We start from the raw sequence: 24,545 nt of genomic DNA on the forward strand, positions 1-24,545 counted from the left end.
AAGCTCAGTGCGAAGCGGATAAAAAAACACCGAGCACTGGGCTCGGTGTTTTCATTGTTTATTCGAATGGTTTATTTCGACAGACTTAGTCTTTGTACAGTTTGAACTCTTCTGCACACTCAACCAATTGGTCACGCGTTAGCATGAATACGCCGTGACCACCGTTCTCGAACTCAATCCAAGTGAATGGAATTTGTGGGTACTGTTCCATCATGTGAACCATTGAGTTACCTACTTCACACACAAGAATACCGTCGTCTGTTAGGTAGTCAGGTGCGTTAGCAAGAATACGGCGAACCAGTTTTAGACCGTCAGTACCAGCAGCTAGACCTAGCTCAGGCTCGTGCGTGAACTCGTCTGGTAGGCTGTTCATGTCTTCTTCGTCCACGTAAGGTGGGTTAGACACGATCAGGTTGTATTTCTCTTTTGGAAGATCGCGGAACAAGTCAGAGCGGATTGGGAACACTTGTTGCTCCATACCGTGATCTTGTACGTTTTGCTCAGCCACTTGTAGAGCGTCTGTAGAGATGTCGATCGCGTCAACTTCTGCTTCAGGGAAAGCGTGCGCACAAGCAATCGCGATACAACCAGAACCCGTACATAGGTCCATGATGCGCGTAGGCTCTTCCACCAACCAAGGTTGGAATTCCGCTTGAATCAATTCACCGATTGGAGAACGTGGCACAAGTACACGCTCATCAACGAAGAATTCAAGACCGCAGAACCATGCTTTGTTCGTTAGGTATGCAGTTGGTGTACGCTCGTTGATGCGTTTTACTACGCGCTCAACAATACGCAGACGCTCGCTTGTCGTAAGGCGAGAGTTCAATACGTGCGGAGGCACATCAATCGGCAAGTATAATGTTGGCAGGATAAGCTGAACTGCTTCATCCCACGCATTATCAGTGCCATGACCGTAAAACAGGTTAGCTGCGTTAAAGCGGCTTACCGTCCAACGAATCATATCTTGAAGGGTATGGAGCTCCGATACCGCCTCTTCTACAAAAATCTTATCCAAAATTGCCTCCGAAAAGCGCTACAATACTGCCATAAATTGTAAAAATGAAATTGTTTACCTAATGAGCAAAAAAGACACCGAACACGATGACGATTTCGCCTTGTTTAAGGATGCAGTACAGGGCGTAAAAAAGTTGCGACAGGATACCATAATCCAGCAACCAAAAAAAAATTCTAAACAAAAAGAAATCAAACGCTCAAACCGTGAAGCGAGTGATTCTGAGTTTTACTTTTCTGATGAGTTTGTTCCACTTCTTAATGAAGAGGGACCAACTCGTTATGCACGTGACGATGTGTCCACTTATGAAGTGAAACGTCTTCGTCGTGGCGTGTACGTGCCTGACGTCTTCCTAGACATGCACGGCATGACACAGCAAGAAGCCAAGCGAGAACTCGGTGCGATGATCGCGTACTGCGTGAAAAACGAAATCCACTGTGCGTGTGTACAACACGGCATCGGTAAGCACATTCTGAAGCAGAAAGCGCCGCTTTGGTTAGCTCAACATCCAGACGTAATGGCATTCCACCAAGCGCCTCTAGAGTTTGGCGGCGATGGTGCCCTACTGGTGCTACTGTCTATTCCAGAAAAATAACTCACCGACTTCGAGAAGTACTTCTCGGACGAGCAAGAACGACAAAGGCAGGTTAACCCTGCCTTTTTGTTTTTCTCGAGCCATCATCCCGAGAGGTGGTGCTCTATGGCGTGATATGCCAAAGCACTTCACCGCGTTGTGTTTGCGGATCAAATTCGATGCACACCAAGCCAGATGTCGGGAACATTGGCGGCGTCATGTCTTTCACAAATTCCGAGGTAAGGTAGCCCACCAGCGGCAAGTGCGACACAAGCAAAAGAGATTCAAGCTTCTCAACTTCAATCAACGCATTAGCGAAATCAAACACTTGGTCGGATTGACCGTAAGGCGTGATGTCTTCACACGTTTCGATGCTCTTAGCCGAAAAGTGTGCGCTGATTTCTTGCCAAGTTTGCTGCGCTCGAATGTACGGGCTCACCAGTACTTTGTCGAATTGAGCAAAACCTTGCTCTTTACATGCTCGGGCAACTGCTTCCGATTCAGTTCTGCCTCTTGGGGTCAGTTGTCTTTCCGCGTCGGTGTTCGCAAAATGCTCTGCTTCACCGTGACGCAAGATAAATATTTTCATGTTATTTCCTAGGGATAGCTAACGCTACCAAAAGGTTGACTGCTATCTTTATACGGATAGCGGGCTAACTTTAATAATGTCGAAACAAAAATACTGATATAATTATCGGTTCATTATACCAATTCGCTTGCTAAAGATAGCGACTTTCTTAACAATCTATTAAAAAGAATATACTCAGTTCATCACATTCTACGATGAAGTTATGAACTCAGTGCATTCCTTCAAATAGCTCGAACCCCATAGCAATTTGCTGATGGGCTTATGCAGTACTCTTACGAATAACAAAAATGCGGCAAGCAGTATTTGTCGAAGCGCAAACTTTGCGCCTCCCCGCTCGGGGATCATAATTACTGTAATGCGAAATCTGGAGACGCATCGTGCACCTAAGTCCAAACGATTCAAATCAATACCGCTACATTACATTGAGTAATGCCCTGCGCGTGTTGCTGATTCATTCTGACACGGCTCAACAGTCGGCAGCAGCCCTAGCAGTTAACGTTGGACACTTTGATGACCCAATGGATCGTCAAGGTCTGGCACACTACCTAGAACACATGCTTTTTTTGGGTACGGAAAAATACCCTAAAGTTGGCGAGTTTCAAAGTTATATTAGTCAACATGGTGGCACCAACAATGCTTGGACGGGTACTGAGCACACTTGTTTCTTCTTCGATGTGACACCAACTGCATTTGAAACGGCACTCGACCGCTTTAGTCAATTTTTTACCGCGCCACTGTTTAACGAAGAAGCGCTAGACAAAGAGCGCCAAGCAGTCGACTCCGAATACAAGCTCAAACTCAATGATGACTCTCGCCGTCTGTATCAAGTAAACAAAGAAGTCATTAACCCTGAACATCCATTCGCTAAATTCTCCGTCGGCAACGCAGGTACACTAGGCGATCGCGATGGCAAATCCATTCGCGATGAGATTGTTGAGTTTCACCATTCACAGTATTCCGCAGATTTGATGACGCTGACTTTGTTTGGTCCGCAATCTCTGGATGAACAGCAAGCGTGGGTGGAAACCATGTTTGCTGATATTCCAAACCACCAGCTGCGCGGTAAGTCGATCGATGTGCCTATCGGCACTGAAGACAGCACAAGCATTTTGGTCCAAGTCGAACCTATCAAAGAATTCCGCAAACTGATCCTGACTTTCCCAATGCCAGGAATGGATGAGCACTATAGCGTGAAGCCCCTCTCCTACTTTGCCCACCTGTTAGGCTATGAAGGCGAAGGCAGTCTGATGATCCAATTGAAAGAGAAAGGCTGGATCACTTCCCTCTCTGCAGGGGGTGGCGCGAGTGGCAGCAACTATCGAGACTTTACGGTGAGCTGCACACTGACGCCAAGTGGCTTAGATCATGTCGATGACATCGTTCAAGCTGTATTCCAGTACCTTTCCATGATCAAACAAAATGGCATGGATGAGTGGCGCTACTTGGAAAAACAAGCGGTGTTGGAATCGGCTTTCCGCTTCCAAGAGCCATCTCGTCCAATGGATTTGGTCAGCCATCTAGTGATCAACATGCAGCACTATCAACCGGAAGACACGGTTTATGGTGACTACAAAATGGCAGGCTACGATGAAAAGCTTCAACGTTCATTGTTGCAATATCTTTCGGTTGAAAATGTTCGCGTCACGTTGATTGCAAAAGGTTTGGAATACAACCAAACCGCAGAGTGGTACTTCACGCCTTACTCGGTCACCCCATTCAGCGAAGACCAACGTCGTTTCTATAAACAAATCGATCCTAGCTGGCACTTCGTGCTACCAGAAAAGAACCCATACATTTGTTATGACCTAGACCCGAGGCCATTCGAAAATGGAGGGTCGCTACCAGAATTGGTTGAAGATCTCGAAGGCTTCCGACTCTGGCATCTGCAAGATGACGAATTCCGCGTGCCAAAAGGCGTCGTGTATGTCGCTATTGATAGTTCTCACGCGGTAGCATCTCCGAAAAACATCGTGAAAACCCGGCTATGTGTTGAGATGTTCCTCGATTCTCTGGCGCAAGAAACCTACCAAGCGGAAATTGCAGGCATGGGCTACAACATGTACGCTCACCAAGGCGGAGTTACTCTCACGCTGTCGGGCTTTAGCCAAAAACTGCCTCAACTGCTAGAGATGATTCTGCATCGTTTTGCGGCGCGTGAATTTAGTCCTGCTCGATTTGAAACCATCAAACAGCAACTGCTACGTAATTGGCGAAATTCTTCCCAAGATCGTCCTATTTCGCAGCTTTTCAATGCGTTGACAGGATTACTTCAACCAAACAATCCACCATTCGCAACATTGGTTGAAGCACTGGAAGAAATTGAGGTGGATGAGCTGTCTGTGTTTGTGGAGTCGATTCTTGCTGAGCTTCACGTTGAGATGTTTGTGTATGGTGACTGGCAGCGCCAGCAAGCTCACAATATGGCAACTACCTTGAAAGATGCTCTGCGCGTAAAAGAGCAGCGCTACGAGGAGGCGCTCCGTCCATTGGTCATGCTGGGTGAAAACGGCAGCTTCCAACGTGAAGTGCATTGCAACCAGCAAGATTCTGCGGTTGTTATCTACCATCAGTGTGAAGATATAGAGCCTCGCAATATTGCCCTGTACTCACTTGCGAATCATTTGATGTCCGCAACCTTCTTCCATGAAATCCGGACTAAACAGCAGCTTGGTTACATGGTCGGCACTGGCAATATGCCGCTCAATCGTCATCCAGGTATAGTGCTTTACGTGCAATCACCTAACGCAGCTCCCGCCGAACTGGTTACCTCGATTGATGAGTTCTTAAATGCTTTTTACATGGTGCTATTAGAGCTCAATGAGTACCAGTGGCACAGTAGTAAACGGGGGCTGTGGAACCAGATAGCAGCGCCAGACACGACGTTACGTGGCAGAGCGCAGCGCCTTTGGGTTGCCATCGGAAACAAAGATACTGAGTTCAACCAACGAGAAAAAGTACTACAGGAACTAAAAAGCCTTACCCGTACAGATATGATTCGTTTTGTCGTAAATGAACTTAAACCTCGTACTGCCAATCGTTTAGTAATGCACTCTCAAGGAACATCGCATATTGATGCTCCGCGTATTGATTTAGGGTTAGAAATAGGTTCAACAGAGGAATTTCAACTGCGTCCAAAAGACTGTGGTTTAGGGTAAAGCTCGACCACAGGACTGGCGTAAAATGGTAAAAATGAGACTTTCGTTTATGCTGTAATTACCTTGTTCAATAAATACGCAGACACGAGGATTACATGAAAAAGCTACTTTTACTTGCTGCTGTACTAATGCCACTTGCACCCGCTGCTTACGCAGATATCTCAATTAAAGGTGACGGCTTCGAGTTAAGTGAGGACTGTTTGCGCCTTGATGGTGATAACGTATCAATTAAGTCAGACGACTGCTCTGGCAAACACAACAAAGGAAAAGGGAAAGGTAACGCCAGTATCCATGGTGATGATAACCCTGGTAAAGGTCATGGAAATGATAAAGGAAAGGGAAAAAACAAAGGCAAGAATGACGACTAATTGTCTGTAAACGGATCCTCTTTCAGAAATCAAAAAGGCTTGCATCACGCAAGCCTTTCTATTTTTTGCTATGGCAATTAGTCGTAGAAATTACGACCTTCGCCAGCTCGAGTCAACAAACCATCACATGGCGCGTAACGATCGCCGTATTTCGATGCAAACTCGTTCATTTTCTCAACCAGCTCTTTCAAACCGAATTGATCCATGTAGCGGAATGGACCACCTAGGAATGGCGGGAAACCAATACCAAAGATCGCGCCGATATCGCCATCTCGTGGAGAACGAATAATACCGTCGTCTAAACAGCGAACGGCTTCGTTTAGCATTGGCAATACACAGCGTAATGCAATGTCACTGTCGCTCAGTTTTGATTCTGGCGTCAGGTTCAGCAGCTTGTACACAGACTTATCGACTTCTTTCTTCTTACCTTTGTAGGTGTAGAAGCCTTTACCACTCTTACGGCCTTTACGACCGTCGTTCAGTAGTGTATCGAACACGTCTGGACCTTTGAATCGCTCGCCCAACTCATTAACCAAGATCGGCATGATTTTCGCACCGATATCAACGCCGACTTCATCCAACAAAGTAATCGGACCAACTGGGAAACCGAAGTCAAGCAGAGCACCATCAAGTTGTTCAATCGGCTCATTTGCCAGCAAGATGTGCGCAGCTTCGTTCATGTAAGGTGCCAGAATACGGTTTACATAGAAGCCAGCTTTGTCTTTAACAACGATTGGTGTCTTGCCCTGCTTCTTCGCAAGTGCAACAACCGTAGAAATGGTCTCTTCTGAAGTAGTTTCATGAGGAATCACTTCCACCAGCGGCATTTTCTCTACCGGACTGAAGTAGTGCAGACCGACGATGTTTTCTGGGCGCTCTGCTTTTTCCGCAATTTTGTGAATTGGTAACGAAGACGTATTGGTCGCAAAAATGGTTTCCGGTTTAGCGTTCGCTTCGATATCCGCAACCATCTTTTGCTTCAGATCGAGATCTTCAAACACCGCTTCGATAACCACATCAATATGGTTGAAGCTTGTAAAATCAATACCACCAGACAATTGCAGCATCTTCGATTGCAGACCTGCTTTCGAGATAATGCGGCGCTTACGCTGTTTTTCGAACAACTTGTAGTTGTAGTTCAATGCGTTAAGCACACCATCATTGCTGACGTCTTTAATTCGTACTGGCACTTTCGCCTTCGCAACAGAAACGTGGCTGATGCCCGCCCCCATTAAACCGCCACCCAACACGCCAACTTTATTGACTGTAGCTGGGTCTGCTTCCGCGCCGTTTTCTTTCTTCATTTCAGTGGTGGCAAAGAAGATAGAGCGCAATGCTTTAGATTCTGAGCTCATCACCAGTTCGCCAAAACGCTTCGCTTCAAGCTCTTGACCTTGCACAAAGCCCTTTTCAAGGCCATGCTGGATCACTTCTAGAATCGCAACCGTTGCTGGGTAGTTACCACGGGTTTTTTCATTGGTTTTCTTCGCGGCTTGCTCAAACACAAACTTACGACCTAAACCGCTGCCCGACATCAACTTCTCTTTGGTCGATTGCTTCTTCTTACCTTTGCTCTTTCCTTTTTCGATAAGCTGTTTTGCTACATCAAGAAGGATCGTATGTGGCACACACGCATCAACAACGCCCAGTTTTTTCGCTTTCTTAGCACGCAGTTGTTTACCTGTAAGGATTAAATCTAACGAAGGCAGCAAACCAATCAAACGCGGAAGACGTTGAGTACCGCCAGAACCTGGCAGCAGGCCAAGCTGCACTTCTGGCAGGCCTAGACGCGTTTTATCTGAATCGGTACATACACGGTAGTCACACGCGAGAGCAAGCTCTAAACCACCACCAAGACACGGACCATGAATCGCAGCAACAACCGGATAAGGCAGATCGGAAAGCTGTTGGAACAACTCTTGACCTTGCTTAGCCAATGCCTCGGCTTCACTTGCCGTGGTGCACGCTTCAAGCATACGAACATCGGCGCCCGCGACAAAATTATCTGGTTTTAGGGAATGAATGATCATCCCTTTTACGCCACTGGAGTCTTTGAGTAGAGCGAAGATCTCTTTCATCTCATCTGCAAACGCAGCTTGCAGAGTGTTCATTTTTTCGTTTGGCACATCGATGGCTAGCCAAGCAATGTTCTGCTCATCAATCTTTAGACTAAATGCTTTTTGCTCGCTCATTACTCAACCTCCAAAATCATTGCTGCACCAAGACCGCCTGCGGCACATGCTGTATTCAACGCAAGACCACCGCCACGACGTTTAAGCTCACGCAGTGTTTGGGTCATCATACGAGCGCCAGTTGCTGCAAATGGGTGACCGTAGGCAATTGACCCCCCAAGAACGTTGAACTTATCCATGTCGATTTCACCTATCGCTTTCGAACGACCTAGGTTTTCTTGGGCAAATTTATCAGAAGCAAACATCTTCACGTTCGCAAGCGCTTGAGCAGCAAACGCTTCATGCATGTCGATTAACGTCAGGTCTGACAACTCTAGACCCGTATTCTCCAACACTTTTGCTGTTGCGTATGTTGGCCCCATCAGCATGTCCATTTCTACGCCAATAGCCGAAAACGCATAACCGCGAATGTAGCCAAGAATTTCCATGCCAAGTTCTTTCGCTTTGCCTTCACGCATTAGCATCACAGCTGCACCACCATCGGTTAATGGCGTACTGTTCGCTGCTGTTACGCTGCCGTATTGGCGATCAAAGGCCGGACGCAGTTTTGCGTAGCCTTCTAATGTTGAGTCATGACGAATGTTGTTATCTTCAGAGATCCACTTTTTGTAAGGTTCAGGGAAAGCGGTCATCACTTCATCTTGGATCTTTCCGTCTTTCCAAGCTTGCGAAGCTAAAGAATGAGAACGGTGCGCCAAAGCATCTTGCTCTGCACGAGTAATGCCGTGCGATTTCGCCATTTGCTCGGCAGTCTGGCCCATAGAAAGCCCCGTCGAATATTCAGCCACTGCCGGCGGCACTGGCATTAAATCTTTGAAGCTGAGTTTCTTAAGAATGTTGAGCTTTTGACCCAGCGTTTTGGTTTTGCTTAACGCAAGCAAGTTAGCGGCAAGTTTCTTCGAAACACCAATTGGCAGAACAGATGAAGAATCCGCACCACCCGCGATACCAACATCAATGCTGCCCGCCATAATGCTTTCAGCCACGTTGACTGCAGCTTGGAAGCTGGTTGCACACGCACGAGTCACACTGTACGCATCGGTATGGATATGCATACCGGTACCAAGCACGATTTCACGTGCAATGTTTGGCGCTTCTGGCATTTGAACTACTTGCCCAAATACCACTTGTTCGATGAGTTTCGGATCGATGTCTGTACGAGCAAGCATTTCGCTCACTACCATTTTGCCTAAATCGACCGCTGGCACCTGGCTGAACTCAGTGCTTTGACGAGCAAAGGGGGTTCGTAGCCCTGCGACAATAGCAACACGTTCACCGTGGCGTGTTTTCACTTCCTGCTTGCCCATTGTTTCTCCTTAAATACAAGAGGTCTGACCTGATGCATTGTAATCAGTTTGTTAAATTTATCAAACGTGCGTTTAAATAAACGTGAAGCGAGTAGATCTATTGCGCTAGTCCATTGATTCTTCTGCGTTTAAGATAAACGAACTATATAAGCTCTAGTAGGAAGAGAGGGGAAGTGGAAAAATTGGCAAAAAAAAACCACACAAAACTGTGTGGTCGGAATATCTATAAAACAATTAACATACGCCAATTGTAAAATTAATCAGTTTCCTGATTAGGAGAAAGTAAAGTCAGCCTTCAAAAGGAAGTGTCATCTTGCTCAACATGTTAGTCGCAATGACTAACTAGATGACAAGATGTACTATAGCCCCTTCAGTGTATGAGATTTTGAAATAGATCAATTTTTATGGTGTTTTTATATATTCCTGTTCACTCAAAGATCAAAAAGAGTATTTGAACGGTATCGAGCTGATAAGCGACATCATAAAAAACAATAAAGACAAATCGTCATCGCTCTCGGTAAGCAACTGACTATAAGATTAGTAATTTATGCTGCTAAGCTACATTGATATGTAGTCACTTTGGTATTTAAGACCTCACAGAGCAAGACGGAGGCTCCTGTGGCAATATTTAAAATGTTTGGAAAGAAAAATTCCAACAGTCCGGTCAACTCTGATATGGACAGACAAAGAAAATACGAAGCTCTTGTTCGGGGCTATCACAGAGACTTGTATCGCTACGCTTACTGGTTGTGCAAGGATAAGGCGGTTGCAGAAGATTTGGTTCAAGAGACCTGTCTGCGTGCATGGAAGTCGCTGGATAGTCTTCAAGATGAAAAGGCTGCAAAATCTTGGCTTATTACCATATTAAGACGAGAAAACGCACGCCGCTTCGAGCGTAAACAATTTGATTTGGTTGATATCGATGACTACGGCAATGATGCTAAAGTCAGCGATGACCCACATCATCAACAGGAATGGCTGCAAGCTCAGATCATGAAGCTCGACGTCGAATACCGTGAACCTTTATTTCTTCAAGTTGTAGGCGGTTTCAGTGGAGAAGAAATCGGTGACATTCTTGATTTAAACAAGAACACAGTAATGACGCGCCTATTCCGTGCCCGAAATCAATTAAAAGAGATGTTGGATTCTCAAGATACTCAGAGAGGACAAAAAAATGGATGATTTAGAATTTCGTCGTCGTATTTTGTCGGATCCAAAACAGAAGGATGAAGAGATTCTGCGAGCTTTAGCTGAGAACGATGCTAACAGCAAGTTTGTTGATGACGTTTTGGATCTCGACCTTAAAATCAAGCAAGCCATGAATGTGGATGTGCCTGAAGACCTTGCCGACAAAATTCTGTTTAGCCAAACGTCAAACGCGCTAGATGACGACAAAGTGGTAAGACCGAATTTTGCTCGCAAAGCGATGGCACTGGCGGCATCGGTTGCGTTTACTGCTGGTCTACTTGTAGGTCAAATCAACTGGGGTAATGTCATTGTTTCTCCAGCGCAAGCGAGCCTAGCTGATACCGCCATGAAACACGTCGTGGCTGAGAAAGAGTTCGTTAACCAATTAGACGAGAATGTTTCTAATAGGCAAGTAAACGCCAAGATGATGCCTTTCCATTATCAAATCAATGGCGACTTTCCTTACCACGTCTACTACCTGAATCATTGTGGCTTTGGTGAGTCGAACAATGCCCTTCATATGGTCTTCCAAGGAAAAGAAGGCAAAGTAACCATGTTTGTTACTGACGTGAAGAGTGATCAGAAAGTCGACTTTGATAAAGATGGTATGAGTGGCGTTGTGAAACCCGTAGGTAAAGCAAGTATGATTCTTGTTGGTAACAGCGGTGAAGACGTTGAAGCCATCGCAGCGAAACTCGCTCCTATGATGGAACCAATGTAAGAACATCATCGAAACCACAATACTAAACAGTAAAAAGCCGCTAAATTTCGAAATTTGGTGGCTTTTTGTTTATAAATTCAAAGCAAAACATTCACCCCACCTATTGAGTTTAGAGTCAAAACTCTAAATTATGCACTTTAGGTGCAATTTCCCGACATTTAGACATCATTTCTGCAATTTTTATTCAAATTTATCCAATGGTCGGATTTGTATGGTCCACTCTTAATACTACTATCTGCGCCACTGAGCAAAAGCTCAACTTATCGTCCAAAGAGACGAAACTAATAAGGAATAAAAAATGACTCAGAACACGCGTCTGTTTAAAAAGACTCTCCTAGCAGTAACGGTTGCAATGGCATCAGGCCAAGCAATGGCAGCTGGTTTCCAGCTAAACGCACAATCAGCGACAGGTATCGGTCGTGCATTCGCAGGTGATGCGGTAATTGCAGATAACGCATCTGTAATGGCTCGTAACCCTGCAGCAATGGCTCTATTTGACACAATGGAACTGTCGGTAGGTTTTGAAAGCATTACTTCAATGATTGAAGTAAAAGATGCAACTTACCGCGGTTTAACTGCCCCACTAGGTACATCTTCAAACTACGACGATGCAGGTGACACTTCTATTGCACCCAATATCCACCTAATCGTTCCTGTAAATGACAAATTTGCTTGGGGTGTAAATGCTTACTCTAACTTTGGTACCAAGACTGAGTTTGATGACAGCTTTGTAGCAAAAGAGTACGGCGGCCTGACTGACGTTAAAAGTGCAAACCTCGGCGTTGCAGGCTCTTACCGTCTAAATGATCAATGGAGCTTTGGTGCTGGTCTAGACCTTATCTATGGCCAAGGTACAATGAAGCGCGAACATGGCATGCTAGGTACTCTAGTGGATGTTGATAAAGCTGATGGTTGGGCAGTAGGCTTTAACGTAGGTACGGTTTACGAGTTAGACGAAGACAACCGTTTTGGTTTGTCTTACCGCTACAGCCCAGAGATGGAAGCAAAAGACGACAAAGGTCAGAAAATCACACTTCCTCTACCAGATATGGCAGAGTTCTCTGGCTACCATAAAATTACCGACACTAAGTTTGCCGTACACTATTCTGTTCAGTACATCGGCTGGAGCGCCTTTGATCAGATCGAATTCCGCAACCTTCAGGGCTCACCACTTGGTTCAAGCTACGATAAGCAATACCAATGGCAAGATGGTTGGCACTACGCAATTGGTGGTACTTACTACCTAAACAGCGATTGGACGCTTCGTACAGGTTACATGTACGACACAAGCGCACAAGATTCCCTAACTTCTGTATCGGTTCCTGATTCAGACCGTCAATGGTTCTCAGCAGGCTTCACATACCACATCGATAATAAGTCAAACGTAGACTTTGGCTTTACTTACCTAATGGGTAAAGATGTAGATGTAAACGAGTCAACACCGAATCCAATGCATGTTCCAGGAAACCCATTAACAGGACCTGCAAACATCTCATCGCTATCAGCGACAACCCATGCGGACGCGATTCTATTCGGCTTACAATACAGCCGCAGCTTCTAAGCAGTAAGCGACGAACTAATATAATCACTCTCTATGTAAAAGGCTGGAATTCCAGCCTTTTTTCTTATCTATTCCAGATAACTCCCCGTATTTAAGCGCACAACTGTACCCCTAAGACACCATTATAACTCACAGTTGTTCGCTGAGTTTTATTCACACAGCAGTTACAGTCAGATAAAGATGCTACAAAATGGTTATTTTTTAGAAATTTAGCCCAAAAACACTGTTTTATTGGATTTTCGTTTTTAAAGTAATAACTCTAGTCGTAAACTTTCGCCCCACGTTATAAATAACTCAGCGAACATTACAATGAAAACCAACAAGACTCTCCTTTCAGCAGCAGTGGCATTTGGCCTATTGAGCACATCAGGTGTTGCAAACGCAGCAGGCTTCCAGCTTGCAGAGTACTCAGCAACAGGCCTGGGCCGTGCATACGCTGGCGAAGCAGCAATGGCTGATAACGCAAGTTCACAATGGCGTAACCCAGCAATGCTAACTTACCTAGAAGGTACCCAAGTGTCTGTTGGCGCTATCTATGTAAACCCAAACATTGATGTTAATGGCACGACAACTGCTAAGAGCCCAATTACTGGCCAGCCAATCTATCACTCTGCATCTTCAAAAGACTTTGCTCATGATGCCATCATTCCGAACTTCTACCTGTCTCACCAATACAATGAAAAGTTTGCTATTGGTCTTGCGTTCGGTACGAACTACGGCATGGAAACTAACTTAGGTAAAGACTTTGCTGCAGCGAACTTCGGTAACGAAGCGAGCGTAACGTCAATGGAAGCGAACCTAAACGCGGCATACAAGCTAAGCGAAGCATTTAGCATTGGTGGTGGTGTTCGTTACGTTATCGCTGACGGCAGTATTGGTGCGGTAATGCCTCCTCATATGGGTCCATATGCCGGCAAAACACTTAAATACATGGAAGGTGATGACAAAGCTTGGGGTTGGCAAGTTGGTGCTGCATGGCAAATCAACGAAGATAACCGCATTGGCTTTGCTTACAAATCTGAAGTTGAGCTAAACCTTGAAGGGCATGCAGAAGGTTTAGGGTTCGACCTTGTGGCTCCTGTCGCTAAACCGCGTTACAACGGTTCTATGGAGTTAGCGCTTCCTGCAACTGCAGAACTAGCAAGTTTCCACCAATTAAATGACCAACTAGCAGTACACGCAAGCATTAACTGGACAGATTGGAGCAGCTTTAAAGAACTAGTTGCAAATATTCCTGAGTTTGGTGGTAATGCCGATCAACTAGTAAAAACTGAAAAATGGGAAGATAACTACCGCTTTGCTGTAGGTACAACTTACAAACTAGATCAAAAATGGACACTGCGTTCAGGTGTTGCGTACGACATGTCAGCTGTTGATGACAAGTACCGTACGACGACAATTCCAGAGACTGACCGTCTATGGCTAAGTGTTGGTGCTGGTTATGAGTGGTCTAAGAACCTGACATTAGATGCTGGCTTCACATACATTTTCGCAAAAGACGCACCTATCAGTGAGCCTCGTGATGCTTCTGACAATGCTGCTGCAGCTTTCGGTGGAACATTTGAAGGTGAAGTAACTGGTAACGTTTGGCTAATTGGTGTTCAAGCGAACTACAAGTTCTAATTTGAACGCTATTTATCGATAAACGAAAGTTACCGATAAAAAAGAAAGGCTTGGTGAAAACCAAGCCTTTTTGCTTTGCGACTTACTGAAGCGTTTAGAAGTCTTCTTCCAAATACTCATCCAAGTATGCCTCTTCGTCTTCGTCCACTTCATCAGTGTTGTGGATTTCTGCTTTGAAATCTAGACGCTGTAGGTAGACATCTCGTGTTAACACGTATGGATCAGGTGACGTTTCCAGTTGTGCTTCTTGCGGAACCAATAGTGCACGTTTTTCCATGCCCTCAAGTGCCCACTTGCCTAAACCTGCCCAGAAGTTCAAGTAAGAAAGTGGCACATATAGACCATCGACGGTATCTGTAACTTCGCGTAGAGTATAAGGACCATATCCAGGAACCATAAAATATGGGCCATTGCCGAGCCCATAGTGCCCTAACGCACTGCTAAACTCTTTGTTATCATGCTTAGTGATCCCAGCAGCTGTCGCAATATCAAATAATCCGAAAATACCAAATGTCGAGTTAATCCAAAAACGATTAAAATGTTCCACCGCTTTTGTACTGTTACCCATAATAAGGTTGTTTACTACACTTGATGGCTCATCTAAGTTAGCCAACACATTCGCGATACCAGAACGAATAGGTACCGGCGTGTAATCGACATACGCAATTGATATTGGGCGGACCAAGTAAGGATCTAGGTAGTCATAGTTAATCTCCCACATCGAACGGTTAAACCCTTCGAGTGGGTCATAGACATTTGATACTGAGCTATTCGTGTCAATTTTCTCTCTTGCATTCTCTTCTGGAGCAGAAGAACAACCAACTAGGCTAGTGGTAAAGAGCAGCAAGAAGAAAGATTTACCCTTGTTATACATTATTTGTTCCATACGAACTATTGCTATACCAAAATAACCTTAAGTGAATCATACAAGAAGAAATGTGTATAAAAAGTTGCTTTGGTATATAAACAATAAAGGCCAGCAATTGCTGGCCTTTATAATTCTACTCGATAGTTGCTAGTCATACCACAAAACTGAGATGGCAATCACTAAGTGTCAAATATCAAAGACGATTATGCTTATTGATACTGCTTATCAATTATCACTTCAACTGGCTGACCGAAATCAACAACAGCGCTCTCACCGTGCCAATCTTGGTCACGTGTTGCTACATTACCGTCAGAGTCAACGCGAACACGTACGATCAATTTATCCAGTGAAGAAAGCTTTTGACCGTCCATCATTGCATTGCCATCGTCCAATACAACGGTGCGAGGGAATGTACCCAATGGGTAACGAGCCGCAGCAACTGGCATTGGAGAGCCATCTGCACGATGAACCGATACAATCAATACCGCATTTGGATCCAGCTGTACGTCAGGTGCAACATTGATGGTAACGGCCACACTCTTATCTGGTGACACCGCTTCGCCCATTTGCTTACGCGCACTTTCAATGCTGCGTCCCAGCATTTCATAACGGCTGTCTTCTGGACCAATCATTTGTTGCATGATACCCCAGTACTTAATTGCCGCTGGGAAATCTTGACGTTCGAATGCATCAAATGCAAGTAGCGAGAATACACGTAGATCGACGTAATCTTGCTGCATCAACTTACCTAGCAGCGAACGCGCTGTCGCCTGATCCATGTCGTCTTGAGAAAGCATTAGAGCTTGTGCGTAACCAAGTTGGACATCAGGATCATTTGGCTCTAGCTTGTACGCTTTTTCCATTGCATCAATTGAAGTTGTTACATCGCGATTAGCCAGCGCGATACGGCCTAATAGCAACCAACCTGTTGAGTCTTCTGGCTGGTAGTGTAGACGAGTACGAAGCGCCAAAGATAAATCAGCCATTTCATCATCACTTAATGGCTCAGATGAAGCAGACATCAACTTTTTAGAAAGTTCAGGAAGGTTAGATGTCACCTCTTGCCACTGCACCACATCTTGAGAAGCACCAAACTTGTAGTACAAACCATAACTCAGAGCTACAGTCAGAATCACAGATGGAATCAGGACGGCAATCGGGGAAACCTTGGTTTCTTTCTGCGTTTTTTCTCCTGGAATGTCATCCAGAAGAGATTGTTTTAGATCTGAAATCAGATCATCTTGACTCTCAACCAGACCTTCATCTGTTTCTTCAGCAAGTTCAGAAAGGCGGTCTTTATAGAACGCCTTGTTGAGTTCATCACGTAACACTTCATCGTTGTTGGCTTTTTGCTTAAGCAATGGTAGTGCAACTAACGCACACGCTATCAGCGTTAGAACAACGGTAGAAATCCAAAATAGTGTCATTACTTCTTATCTCCGTTGTTCTCGTCATCAAGCAGTGATTTAAGGCGCGCTTCTTTATCCGCGTTCCATTGCTCATCATTAGCTTGTACGGCTTTCGCTTTTGATTTTCGGCTACGTAGCACGATCAAACCAAAGCCACCTAGTACCACTGCTAGCGGCCCTAGCCACAGAATTGCAGTCGCAAAAGTAAACGGAGGATTGTAAGTCACGAAATTACCATAACGAGCAATCATGTAATCCACAATCTCATCTTTCGACTTACCTTCTTTGGTCATTTCGTACACTTTGTGGCGTAGGTCTTGAGCCAATTCCGCATTCGAATCAGAGATTGTGTTGTTCTGACATTTTGGACAACGCAGAGTATGACCAAGTTCTTTGAACTGTTGTTCCTGATCTAGGTTATCAAACTCATACACTTCAATCGCTGCATGGGCAGCAAGAGAAAACGTCAAGGCAGCGAAAGCGGCTAGAATTAACTTTCTCATTGCTTCGCCTCCTCTACCAACTTGGTGTAAAGCGGTTCTAATGTCTCCGCCCAGTTACGTGGGTTTACATCACCGACATGGCGGTAACGAATCACACCATTTGCATCGATAATGAACGTTTCAGGAGCGCCGTATACACCTAGGTCTAGACCTAGCATACCACTACCATCAAACAAGCTGATCAGGTATGGGTTACCAAGGTCATTCAACCAACCGATGGCTTTGTTACGATCATCTTTGTAGTTCATACCGATGATCTTAACGCCTTTACCAGCCAATTCGTTTAGGTATTTGTGCTCAGCATAACAAGTCGGACACCACGTCGCCCAAACGTTCAGCAGCAAAGGTTCGCCTTTGAAAATAGACTGATCGTATTGCTTGCCTGGTTCCGCGAGATCTTCTAAGTGAAACTCAGGAACAGGTTTACCCACTAATACAGATTCGAGCTTAGTTGGATCGTCACCTTCTTGGTTGCGAACTAACTGAGTTGCAAAGATACCCGCCAACACCATGAAAGCGACCAACGGGATAAATAAGACTTTCTTATTCATTTTATGCCTCCTTCTCCGCTAGCTTTGACTTTTCGTCTTTCTTAGCCGTTTTTCGGAAGCGGTAACGTCTATCAGAGATAGCCAGTGCACCACCCAAAGACATGATCAATGAACCAGCCCAGATCCAACGAACGAATGGTTTGTAGTAAATACGTACTGCCCAAGAACGGTTGTCGTCTAGGCGCTCACCCATTGCGATGTATAGATCGCGAGTGATACCACGGTCGATTGCCGCTTCTGTCATCATTGACTTCGCCGTGCGGTAGAAACGTTTCTCAGCGTGTAGTGTGTTCACATACTTACCATCATTGGTGATTTCGAAGTCCGCGATGTAACCATCGTAGTTTGGACCATCTTTGTCACGTAGGCCTGAGAAGTAGAAATCGTAACCGTAAATCTTAAAGTGCTCACCAGGTGCCAAGCGTACATCACGTTCGATGCTGTAGTTTTGCACCATTGCAATACCAATCACGGTAACCGCAAGACCAATGTGACCCAGCATCATTGCCCAGTGGCTACGTTGAAGTTTACGAACACCTTCGCCGAAGCTATGACGGTGCGTAGCACGCTCGTACAACTCAAAGCCATGCATTGCGATGATCCAGATTGCCATCACCCAACCGACGTAAGCCATCACTGAGAAGAAGTCAGCGAACAGGAACACGCACACGGCAGCCAATGCGAAAGCAAGCACACCAGAAACAATCATTGGCTTAATAAGCTTAGATAGATTGTCGCGCTTCCAACGAATCATAGGACCAATGCCTAATAGGAAGGCAAACGGCATCATCAACCATGCGAACAGCATGTCGAAGAATGGTGCACCGATAGATACTGAACCAAGACCAATTTGTTTGTGAACCAATGGCAACAAGGTACCAACCAATACTACGACTAGCGCAGCAATCAGAAGAACGTTGTTAGCAAGTAGCGCGTTCTCACGCGACACCAAATCAAAATTACCACGTACGCGAACCGCTGCCCCTTTCACAGCGAATAGCAGGAGTGAGCCACCGATTACAAAGACTAGGAAACCTAGGATAAACATGCCGCGAGATGGATCAGACGCGAACGCGTGTACCGATACCAAGATACCGGAACGAACCAAGAAAGTGCCTAGCAAACTTAATGAGAATGCTGAGATCGCTAGAAGTACTGTCCACGCTTTAAATGTACCGCGTTTTTCCGTTACCGCTAGAGAGTGCATTAATGCTGTACCCGCCAGCCAAGGCATGAATGATGCGTTTTCTACTGGATCCCAGAACCACCAGCCGCCCCAGCCAAGCTCGTAGTAAGCCCACCAAGAGCCTAGTGCAATACCTAGTGTTAGGAATACCCAAGCTGCCGTTGTCCAAGGACGAGACCAACGAGCCCAAGCCGTATCAAGACGACCTGTCATTAAAGACGCAATCGCAAACGAGAATGCAACCGAGAAACCTACGTAACCCATGTAAAGCATTGGTGGGTGAACGATCAAACCCGGGTCTTGAAGAAGTGGGTTCAAATCACGACCATCTACCGGGAAGAATGGCAGTGTACGTAGGAATGGGTTTGAAGTAAGAATGATAAACAGTAAGAAGCCTACTGAGATCATACCCATTACAGCAAGTACACGTGCCACAGATTCTTGTGGCATGCCACGGCTAAAAGTCGCCACAGCAACTGTCCATGCGGCTTGGATAAGCACCCAAAGCAATAATGAACCTTCGTGCGCCCCCCAAACTGCCGTCAAACGGTAGTACCAAGGTAATTGGCTGTTTGAGTTACTTGCTACGTATTGCAGCGTGAAGTCGTTGGTATAAAAACCCCAACACAAAATCGCAAATGAGAAAAACAACATGATAAACATCGACCATGAAAGCGGTCGTGCTGTGTTCATCAGCATAGTGTTGTTATTTGATGCGCCCCATAATGGCAACACACTTAGGAGCACCGCCATCGCAAGCGAGAGTATGAGGGCAAAGTGACCGATTTCTGCAATCATTGGTCGCTTCCTTGTTTTTGTTCAGTGGTGTACTGCAAAGGTTCATGTGTTTTCTTCATTGCTTCCGCAATTTCAGGTGGCATGTACTCTTCATCGTGTTTCGCTAGAACCTCGAAAGCTTTCACGGTAGTCGCATCTTCAAGTACGCCTTGAGCAACAATACCTTGCCCTTCTCGGAACAAATCCGGAAGAATACCTTCATAAACGATGGTTACTTTAGGGCCAACGTCATGTAGGTCAAAACGTACTTTTAGCGATTCAGGATCTCGGCGTACCGAACCTTCAACGACCATACCGCCAATTCGAAGGCGCTGACCAACTTCTGGCTTCGTACCATCAGGTTTACCGTTCACCAATTCCGTCGGCGTGTAGAATAGATCCATATTTTGGTTGAGCGCATAAAGCATCAAACCGATGGTGGCACTAATACCGATAAAGATCGCTAAAACGATGCCTAGCCTCTTTTTACGTCTCGGGTTCATAACGTGTTCTCCATATTCTTCGCCGCGTCGATACGCGATTGACGATCAATTTTCGCTTTCACCTCTTTCAACAGTGCATCCCCACGGCGGATGCTTGAAATCAGAAGAATAAGCATAGATAAAAATGTAATACCAAACGCGCTCCATACATAAGCTGCGTAACCACCCATGGCAAATAGTTCGCTCAGAGATTCAAAATGCATAATCAATTACCTCACTGAGTTTTTTCAGTCGCGAGCTTGCGCACCCAAGGGCGGTGACTCTCTTTGCTGATAATTTCGTTACGGAAGCGCACCATCGTGACGGCGCCAAAGAAGAACGCAAAACCACAGATGTTTAGCAATAATGGCCAAAGCATGTTGGATGAGATGGATGGTTTTTCAAATTTAGTAATAGTCGCGCCTTGGTGTAACGTGTTCCACCATTCTACTGAGAAGTGAATGATTGGTAGGTTAACAACACCCACGATAGCCAAAATGCCGGCTGCTTTCGCTGCTGTTTTCTGATCGTCAAACGCGTGGTACAACGCTATAACGCCAAGGTAAAGGAATAGAAGAATAAGCTCTGAAGTTAGGCGTGCATCCCATACCCACCAAGTGCCCCACATTGGTTTACCCCAAACGGCCCCTGTTAGTAGGGCAATAAAGGTAAATACTGCACCAATTGGAGCCATTGCAAGTGCAGCCATATCTGAAAGGCGAACCTGCCACACTAAACCGATAAATGCGGCGATAGCCATAGACATGTACACACCCATCGACCAAATAGCCGAAGGTACGTGGATGTAGATGATTCGGAAACTATCACCTTGTTGGTAGTCCGAAGGCGCAAAGGCAAGGCCCCAAACGGTACCAACCGATAAGCATACGAGGGCCAATGCTGCAAACCAAGGGAGCAGTTTACCACTAAGGTGATAGGCTGCTTCTGGCTTGGCGTAAGGATGTAGCCATTTCCACATGTTAAGTTCTCACTCTTACTTCAGGGACACTGTCGAGACGGCCGAGACCGTAGCAGTGCTTTAATAATAATTCTTTGATCAAACGTCGCTTAAAATGCTTTTATTGAGTTAGTTAACACTAACTCGCAATGCTGCGCTGATGGCGAATGGCGTAAGAGTCAACGCTCCCATCAGCATTGCGCCTAAAATTGCCAGTTGTCCGTTATACGACATACCTAATGCCGCAGCATCAATTGCGGACGTTGCGAAAATCAGAATCGGGATGTAGAGCGGAAGAATGAGCAAACTCAAAAGAACGCCGCCTTTTTGCAACCCAACCGTCAGTGCTACGCCAATAGCACCAATAAAACTCAGCGTCGGAGTACCGATAATTAATGTCAGAACAATCGATAGCCAAGTATTAAAATCAAGAGAAAGCAGAACCGCCAATAAAGGGCTGATTAAAATCAGAGGCAATCCCGTCAGTAACCAGTGAGCTATGACCTTTGAAATCACAACAAGTTGCAATGGAATTGGCATCAGCATCATTTGCTCAAGCGCGCCATCTTGATAATCATCACGGAATAAACGCTCTAATGATAATAAGGCAGACAGCAGTGCAGCAACCCAAACAATGCCAGCTGCAATACGTGCTAACAAATTAGGCTCAGGACCAATGCTGAGAGGGAAAAGTGTGATCACGATGATGAAGAACCACAACGGGTTCAAGATGTCCGCTTGACGGCGAAATGCAATCAAAAGCTCGCGGCGGATAATGGTAGTCATGGCCGAAATCATATCAATCACCCAGTTTTATTTTTCTAAGTTTCGGGCTGTCTGCAAACATGTCTTGGTGCGTGGTTAAGATCACGATCCCGCCGTTGTCTGCATGACTTGCGAATAGAGACTCGAGCACTTTAACGCCTTGCTTATCGATTGCAGTAAGAGGCTCGTCCAGAATCCATAAGATTTGATTACTTAACCACAGCCGTGCCAACGCAACACGACGCTGCTGTCCAGCAGAAAGCTGTGCAACAGGCACGTCTTCTCTGCCCGCGAGCCCCACTTGAGTGAGCGCAGCAAAGATATCTTCGTTAGAGGAACGATTGTTATGGATAGATTGGTAAAAGCGCAGGTTTTCAAACGCGGTCAGTTCACGTTTAACACCTGTTTGATGCCCTAAGAAAAGTAAATCTTGATGGAAAACATCACGAGATTTCTCAACCTCTTCTCCCTTCCATTTAATGATACCTTCGTCTCTATCACCTAACCCAGTGACAATACGTAGCAATGTCGTTTTTCCGGTGCCGTTACGTCCTTCAATTTGGACCAATTCACCAGGTCTAATTTCGAATTGCAGGTTTTCAAACAGGACCCTTTCATCACGGATCGCAGTTAGGTTAGAGACTTCTAACATAGGGCTTCAACTAAAAAATGAACGAGCCGCTATATTAACACAGCTTAGTTGTGACAAAACAGGATAAGAAAGCGATGATGTATGTAAGTTCGTGAGTTTTTGTTAACTTACTGTCACATTTTAATAAAATTAACTATAACTGGTTATAAGCTTTTATTTTAAAAATAAAAAAGGAGCCGAAGCTCCTAAGTTTTGTTTATCGACGTCTTCCTCGCGAGGGGTGTCGATGCTCATCAGAAGGGTGCCCACTTAAAGGTGGAATTTTTTCCTTACCTGCAAGCTTCTTCTGTAAAGAGAGCATCAATTCCGCCTCTGCTTTTGGTAGTTCGCACTCTTCGATCAGCTCATTGATATCAGCACCCAATTGAACCATTTTTGTTGCTCGGCTATACAAACGTCCGTCTGTATCCGCATGCTCAAGTTCATGTATGCGCTCGCTTAAATGCTGGATGATATCTTGCTGCTCGGAAACTTTTTGCCCTAATCCAATGACAACCGAACGAACTTCCAATAGCTGTTTATTGAGTTTTTGAGTCTCTTTCTCTGCATGGCGATACTGAGCACGCTGCTTATCCAATTGCTTTTGCAATCCAGAGCGTATCCGTGCAACCGATAACAGCAAGACTAAGACAATAAAGACAACCCCACCAATAATAAGCGGGGCTGAAAGGAAGGAGTCTTCAATCATTATAGGTGAGCCATCTCATCCCATTCGTCTTCGCTTAGTAGCTTGTTCAAATCAACTAGGATTAGCAACTTACCATCACGGTTGCTCACACCTTGGATGAACTTAGCACTTTCATCAGTACCTACTGAAGGCGTAGTGTCGATCTCTGACGAACGTAGGTAAACAACTTCTGCTACGCTATCTACAAGAATACCAATAACTTGACGTTCTGATTCAATCACGATGATACGAGTGTTATCTGTTACTTCGCCTTCCATTAGGCCAAAGCGCGAACGCGTATCAATAACGGTAACCACATTACCACGTAGGTTGATAATACCTAGAACGTAATCTGGCGCACCTGGAACTGGTGCAATTTCAGTGTAGCGAAGCACTTCACGAACTTGCATTACATTGATGCCGTAAGTTTCTTCTTCTAGTTGGAACGTCACCCACTGAAGAACTTCGTCATTCGATGTATCTTTCTTCACTTCTACTTCAAAAGCTTGAGACATAGTAAATCCTCGTTTATGTCGTTCCCGACCACAATTCTATTTTAGTGATTTTACATCTAAACCAGCGTTTAGCATGCCAATTAGTGCATGGACATGAATTAAAGCACACATTTTTTCTTTAACCATGCCAGCAAGCCAAGGTCTCTTGCCTGCTTGTTCACGCCAGCGCACTTTGTCCACATTTAGTGTTTCGGTGCCAAGTAATTGATTACTTGCCAGCCCCCACATACTTTCACCAAGCATCACTACATATTCGTAGCTATCTTTGTATTCGTCGCTCGAAAGCTTATCGGGCATCACCCATTTAGCGGTATCGACAACGTCGTATTGATTCTCTCTGCTGGTTTGAAGGCCCAAATACCAATCCGGGCGACCAATCAAATGGTTCAATTCAGCAATTCTGTGTATTCCACCGAGCTCATCCAGAGGAACCGCAAAAGTGACACCATTGACATCAAAGTACAGAACCTGAAAATCTTCACTTCGCTGCGTACTCTCCCACTCTCTTGATGGCTCAGGGCCAGCTTGAGTATCGAGCTCGACTTCCACCTCTAAGTCTGTATCAACAATCGGTTCAACAATCTCTTCTACAGGCTCAATGGCGACCGTTTCAAGAACACTGTCTGATACAGAAGGCTCTTCGATGGTCCATTCTTGAATTTCTTCTTCAACCACGACTTGTTCTGCAACCTCAACTTCAACCTCTTGGTGCTTAGTCTCAGATGCAATATCAATCGTGTTCTGTTCCAGAATATCGTCAATATCCAGCTCTGCGACCACATTCGTCGACTCAAGCTGACTAAGAAGTCTTTGTACATCCTCAAGATTTGGTGCTTCTAGCTCTGGAGAATATACCTCATGGTATTGATAAGATTCTGGTTGTGAATATTCAAGCTTCAGCTCTGGCTCTGGCTCTGGC

At 45.3% G+C, this 24,545-nt stretch carries 24 protein-coding genes; 7 read left to right on the forward strand and 17 right to left on the reverse strand.

What is annotated here, in order from left to right; genetic code table 11:
• Nucleotides 1-85: 85 nt before the first annotated feature.
• Nucleotides 86-1,018 (reverse strand): 50S ribosomal protein L3 N(5)-glutamine methyltransferase, encoded by a 933-nt coding sequence (gene prmB, locus KIV41_RS08735; protein ID WP_005433096.1) that lies wholly within the window; start codon nt 1,016-1,018, stop codon nt 86-88.
• A 61-nt stretch (nt 1,019-1,079) separates the two neighbouring features.
• Here prmB and smrB point away from each other — a divergent pair, with 61 nt between their 5' ends.
• Complete coding sequence (gene smrB, locus KIV41_RS08740; protein ID WP_017817810.1) at nt 1,080-1,610, forward strand: endonuclease SmrB; 531 nt, start codon at nt 1,080-1,082, stop codon at nt 1,608-1,610.
• Nucleotides 1,611-1,713: 103 nt separating this feature from the next.
• On the opposite strand, the gene sixA is transcribed toward smrB, so the two are convergent.
• Nucleotides 1,714-2,178 (reverse strand): phosphohistidine phosphatase SixA, encoded by a 465-nt coding sequence (gene sixA / locus KIV41_RS08745; RefSeq protein ID WP_038898829.1) that lies wholly within the window; start codon nt 2,176-2,178, stop codon nt 1,714-1,716.
• A 377-nt stretch (nt 2,179-2,555) separates the two neighbouring features.
• On the opposite strand from sixA, the gene KIV41_RS08750 reads away from it, so the two are divergent.
• Both KIV41_RS08750 and KIV41_RS08755 read left to right on the forward strand, forming a co-directional pair.
• Nucleotides 2,556-5,333 (forward strand): insulinase family protein, encoded by a 2,778-nt coding sequence (locus KIV41_RS08750; RefSeq protein ID WP_252040966.1) that lies wholly within the window; start codon nt 2,556-2,558, stop codon nt 5,331-5,333.
• Between the two features lie 95 nt (nt 5,334-5,428).
• Complete coding sequence (locus KIV41_RS08755) at nt 5,429-5,701, forward strand: CG2 omega domain protein (RefSeq protein ID WP_252040968.1); 273 nt, start codon at nt 5,429-5,431, stop codon at nt 5,699-5,701.
• A 77-nt stretch (nt 5,702-5,778) separates the two neighbouring features.
• On the opposite strand, the gene fadJ is transcribed toward KIV41_RS08755, so the two are convergent.
• Both fadJ and fadI read right to left on the reverse strand, forming a co-directional pair.
• Nucleotides 5,779-7,893, reverse strand: a complete 2,115-nt coding sequence (fadJ, locus tag KIV41_RS08760) for a fatty acid oxidation complex subunit alpha FadJ (protein ID WP_285336096.1) — start codon at nt 7,891-7,893, stop codon at nt 5,779-5,781.
• Nucleotides 7,893-9,200 (reverse strand): acetyl-CoA C-acyltransferase FadI, encoded by a 1,308-nt coding sequence (gene fadI, locus KIV41_RS08765; RefSeq protein ID WP_005433092.1) that lies wholly within the window; start codon nt 9,198-9,200, stop codon nt 7,893-7,895. The genes fadJ and fadI overlap by 1 nt, the downstream gene beginning before the upstream one ends.
• 633 nt (nt 9,201-9,833) lie before the next feature.
• Between fadI and KIV41_RS08770 the strand changes: the two genes are divergently transcribed.
• The 4 genes from KIV41_RS08770 (at nt 9,834) to KIV41_RS08785 (ending at nt 14,293) form a co-directional block, all read left to right on the forward strand.
• Entirely contained in the window at nt 9,834-10,382 is a 549-nt protein-coding gene (locus KIV41_RS08770; RefSeq protein ID WP_020197092.1) for a sigma-70 family RNA polymerase sigma factor, read from the forward strand.
• A complete protein-coding gene (locus KIV41_RS08775; protein ID WP_285336097.1) occupies nt 10,375-11,109 on the forward strand; it encodes a DUF3379 domain-containing protein in 735 nt (244 codons plus the stop codon). Before KIV41_RS08770 ends, KIV41_RS08775 begins: the two co-directional genes overlap by 8 nt.
• A gap of 298 nt (nt 11,110-11,407) precedes the next feature.
• Complete coding sequence (locus tag KIV41_RS08780; protein WP_045390063.1) at nt 11,408-12,670, forward strand: outer membrane protein transport protein; 1,263 nt, start codon at nt 11,408-11,410, stop codon at nt 12,668-12,670.
• A gap of 309 nt (nt 12,671-12,979) precedes the next feature.
• Complete coding sequence (locus tag KIV41_RS08785) at nt 12,980-14,293, forward strand: outer membrane protein transport protein (protein ID WP_285336098.1); 1,314 nt, start codon at nt 12,980-12,982, stop codon at nt 14,291-14,293.
• A 94-nt stretch (nt 14,294-14,387) separates the two neighbouring features.
• Here the strand turns inward: KIV41_RS08785 and KIV41_RS08790 are convergent, their stop codons facing one another.
• The 13 genes from KIV41_RS08790 to KIV41_RS08850 all read right to left on the reverse strand — a co-directional run.
• Nucleotides 14,388-15,167, reverse strand: coding sequence for a VacJ family lipoprotein (locus KIV41_RS08790; protein WP_285336099.1), 780 nt, complete (start codon nt 15,165-15,167; stop codon nt 14,388-14,390).
• 203 nt (nt 15,168-15,370) lie between these two features.
• Nucleotides 15,371-16,588: a c-type cytochrome biogenesis protein CcmI gene (gene ccmI, locus KIV41_RS08795; protein WP_045390054.1), complete on the reverse strand. Its 1,218-nt coding sequence runs from the start codon at nt 16,586-16,588 to the stop codon at nt 15,371-15,373.
• Nucleotides 16,588-17,073, reverse strand: a complete 486-nt coding sequence (locus tag KIV41_RS08800) for a cytochrome c-type biogenesis protein (RefSeq protein WP_285336100.1) — start codon at nt 17,071-17,073, stop codon at nt 16,588-16,590. The genes ccmI and KIV41_RS08800 overlap by 1 nt, the downstream gene beginning before the upstream one ends.
• A complete protein-coding gene (locus KIV41_RS08805) occupies nt 17,070-17,624 on the reverse strand; it encodes a DsbE family thiol:disulfide interchange protein (protein WP_045390048.1) in 555 nt (184 codons plus the stop codon). The genes KIV41_RS08800 and KIV41_RS08805 overlap by 4 nt, the downstream gene beginning before the upstream one ends.
• 1 nt (nt 17,625) lies before the next feature.
• Nucleotides 17,626-19,608: a heme lyase CcmF/NrfE family subunit gene (locus KIV41_RS08810; RefSeq protein ID WP_143692788.1), complete on the reverse strand. Its 1,983-nt coding sequence runs from the start codon at nt 19,606-19,608 to the stop codon at nt 17,626-17,628.
• The gene (gene ccmE / locus KIV41_RS08815; protein ID WP_010449578.1) at nt 19,605-20,090 is read right to left on the reverse strand and encodes a cytochrome c maturation protein CcmE; all 486 of its coding nucleotides are present in this window, start codon (nt 20,088-20,090) and stop codon (nt 19,605-19,607) included. Before ccmE ends, KIV41_RS08810 begins: the two co-directional genes overlap by 4 nt.
• Nucleotides 20,087-20,293 (reverse strand): heme exporter protein CcmD, encoded by a 207-nt coding sequence (gene ccmD / locus KIV41_RS08820; RefSeq protein WP_010449579.1) that lies wholly within the window; start codon nt 20,291-20,293, stop codon nt 20,087-20,089. Before ccmD ends, ccmE begins: the two co-directional genes overlap by 4 nt.
• An 11-nt stretch (nt 20,294-20,304) precedes the next feature.
• Entirely contained in the window at nt 20,305-21,048 is a 744-nt protein-coding gene (locus tag KIV41_RS08825; RefSeq protein ID WP_285336101.1) for a heme ABC transporter permease, read from the reverse strand.
• Nucleotides 21,049-21,156: 108 nt separating this feature from the next.
• Nucleotides 21,157-21,825 (reverse strand): heme exporter protein CcmB, encoded by a 669-nt coding sequence (ccmB, locus tag KIV41_RS08830; RefSeq protein WP_285336102.1) that lies wholly within the window; start codon nt 21,823-21,825, stop codon nt 21,157-21,159.
• Between the two features lies 1 nt (nt 21,826).
• Nucleotides 21,827-22,444, reverse strand: a complete 618-nt coding sequence (gene ccmA / locus KIV41_RS08835) for a cytochrome c biogenesis heme-transporting ATPase CcmA (protein ID WP_010449583.1) — start codon at nt 22,442-22,444, stop codon at nt 21,827-21,829.
• A 196-nt stretch (nt 22,445-22,640) separates the two neighbouring features.
• Nucleotides 22,641-23,132, reverse strand: coding sequence for a DUF2802 domain-containing protein (locus tag KIV41_RS08840; RefSeq protein ID WP_285336103.1), 492 nt, complete (start codon nt 23,130-23,132; stop codon nt 22,641-22,643).
• Nucleotides 23,132-23,626: a chemotaxis protein CheW gene (locus KIV41_RS08845; protein ID WP_010449585.1), complete on the reverse strand. Its 495-nt coding sequence runs from the start codon at nt 23,624-23,626 to the stop codon at nt 23,132-23,134. Before KIV41_RS08845 ends, KIV41_RS08840 begins: the two co-directional genes overlap by 1 nt.
• Before the next feature lie 36 nt (nt 23,627-23,662).
• A partial coding sequence (locus KIV41_RS08850) for a chemotaxis protein CheW (RefSeq protein ID WP_285336104.1) occupies nt 23,663-24,545 on the reverse strand: 883 nt, incomplete at its 5' end.

The organism is Vibrio sp. D401a (genome assembly GCF_030248515.1).
GTDB lineage: Bacteria > Pseudomonadota > Gammaproteobacteria > Enterobacterales > Vibrionaceae > Vibrio > Vibrio rotiferianus.

Bases quoted from the DNA above. Each gene is read 5' to 3' on its own strand.
- ccmE (WP_010449578.1), bottom strand. From the start codon at position 20,090: ATGAACCCGAGACGTAAAAAGAGGCTAGGCATCGTTTTAGCGATCTTT.
- ccmI (WP_045390054.1), bottom strand. From the start codon at position 16,588: ATGACACTATTTTGGATTTCTACCGTTGTTCTAACGCTGATAGCGTGT.
- KIV41_RS08825 (WP_285336101.1), bottom strand. From the start codon at position 21,048: ATGTGGAAATGGCTACATCCTTACGCCAAGCCAGAAGCAGCCTATCAC.
- fadJ (WP_285336096.1), bottom strand. From the start codon at position 7,893: ATGAGCGAGCAAAAAGCATTTAGTCTAAAGATTGATGAGCAGAACATT.
- KIV41_RS08845 (WP_010449585.1), bottom strand. From the start codon at position 23,626: ATGTCTCAAGCTTTTGAAGTAGAAGTGAAGAAAGATACATCGAATGAC.
- fadI (WP_005433092.1), bottom strand. From the start codon at position 9,200: ATGGGCAAGCAGGAAGTGAAAACACGCCACGGTGAACGTGTTGCTATT.
- KIV41_RS08770 (WP_020197092.1), top strand. From the start codon at position 9,834: ATGTTTGGAAAGAAAAATTCCAACAGTCCGGTCAACTCTGATATGGAC.
- smrB (WP_017817810.1), top strand. From the start codon at position 1,080: ATGAGCAAAAAAGACACCGAACACGATGACGATTTCGCCTTGTTTAAG.
- KIV41_RS08790 (WP_285336099.1), bottom strand. From the start codon at position 15,167: ATGTATAACAAGGGTAAATCTTTCTTCTTGCTGCTCTTTACCACTAGC.
- KIV41_RS08755 (WP_252040968.1), top strand. From the start codon at position 5,429: ATGAAAAAGCTACTTTTACTTGCTGCTGTACTAATGCCACTTGCACCC.
- KIV41_RS08840 (WP_285336103.1), bottom strand. From the start codon at position 23,132: ATGATTGAAGACTCCTTCCTTTCAGCCCCGCTTATTATTGGTGGGGTT.
- KIV41_RS08785 (WP_285336098.1), top strand. From the start codon at position 12,980: ATGAAAACCAACAAGACTCTCCTTTCAGCAGCAGTGGCATTTGGCCTA.
- KIV41_RS08810 (WP_143692788.1), bottom strand. From the start codon at position 19,608: ATGATTGCAGAAATCGGTCACTTTGCCCTCATACTCTCGCTTGCGATG.
- KIV41_RS08805 (WP_045390048.1), bottom strand. From the start codon at position 17,624: ATGAATAAGAAAGTCTTATTTATCCCGTTGGTCGCTTTCATGGTGTTG.
- ccmD (WP_010449579.1), bottom strand. From the start codon at position 20,293: ATGCATTTTGAATCTCTGAGCGAACTATTTGCCATGGGTGGTTACGCA.
- KIV41_RS08780 (WP_045390063.1), top strand. From the start codon at position 11,408: ATGACTCAGAACACGCGTCTGTTTAAAAAGACTCTCCTAGCAGTAACG.
- KIV41_RS08800 (WP_285336100.1), bottom strand. From the start codon at position 17,073: ATGAGAAAGTTAATTCTAGCCGCTTTCGCTGCCTTGACGTTTTCTCTT.
- KIV41_RS08775 (WP_285336097.1), top strand. From the start codon at position 10,375: ATGGATGATTTAGAATTTCGTCGTCGTATTTTGTCGGATCCAAAACAG.
- ccmB (WP_285336102.1), bottom strand. From the start codon at position 21,825: ATGATTTCGGCCATGACTACCATTATCCGCCGCGAGCTTTTGATTGCA.
- sixA (WP_038898829.1), bottom strand. From the start codon at position 2,178: ATGAAAATATTTATCTTGCGTCACGGTGAAGCAGAGCATTTTGCGAAC.
- ccmA (WP_010449583.1), bottom strand. From the start codon at position 22,444: ATGTTAGAAGTCTCTAACCTAACTGCGATCCGTGATGAAAGGGTCCTG.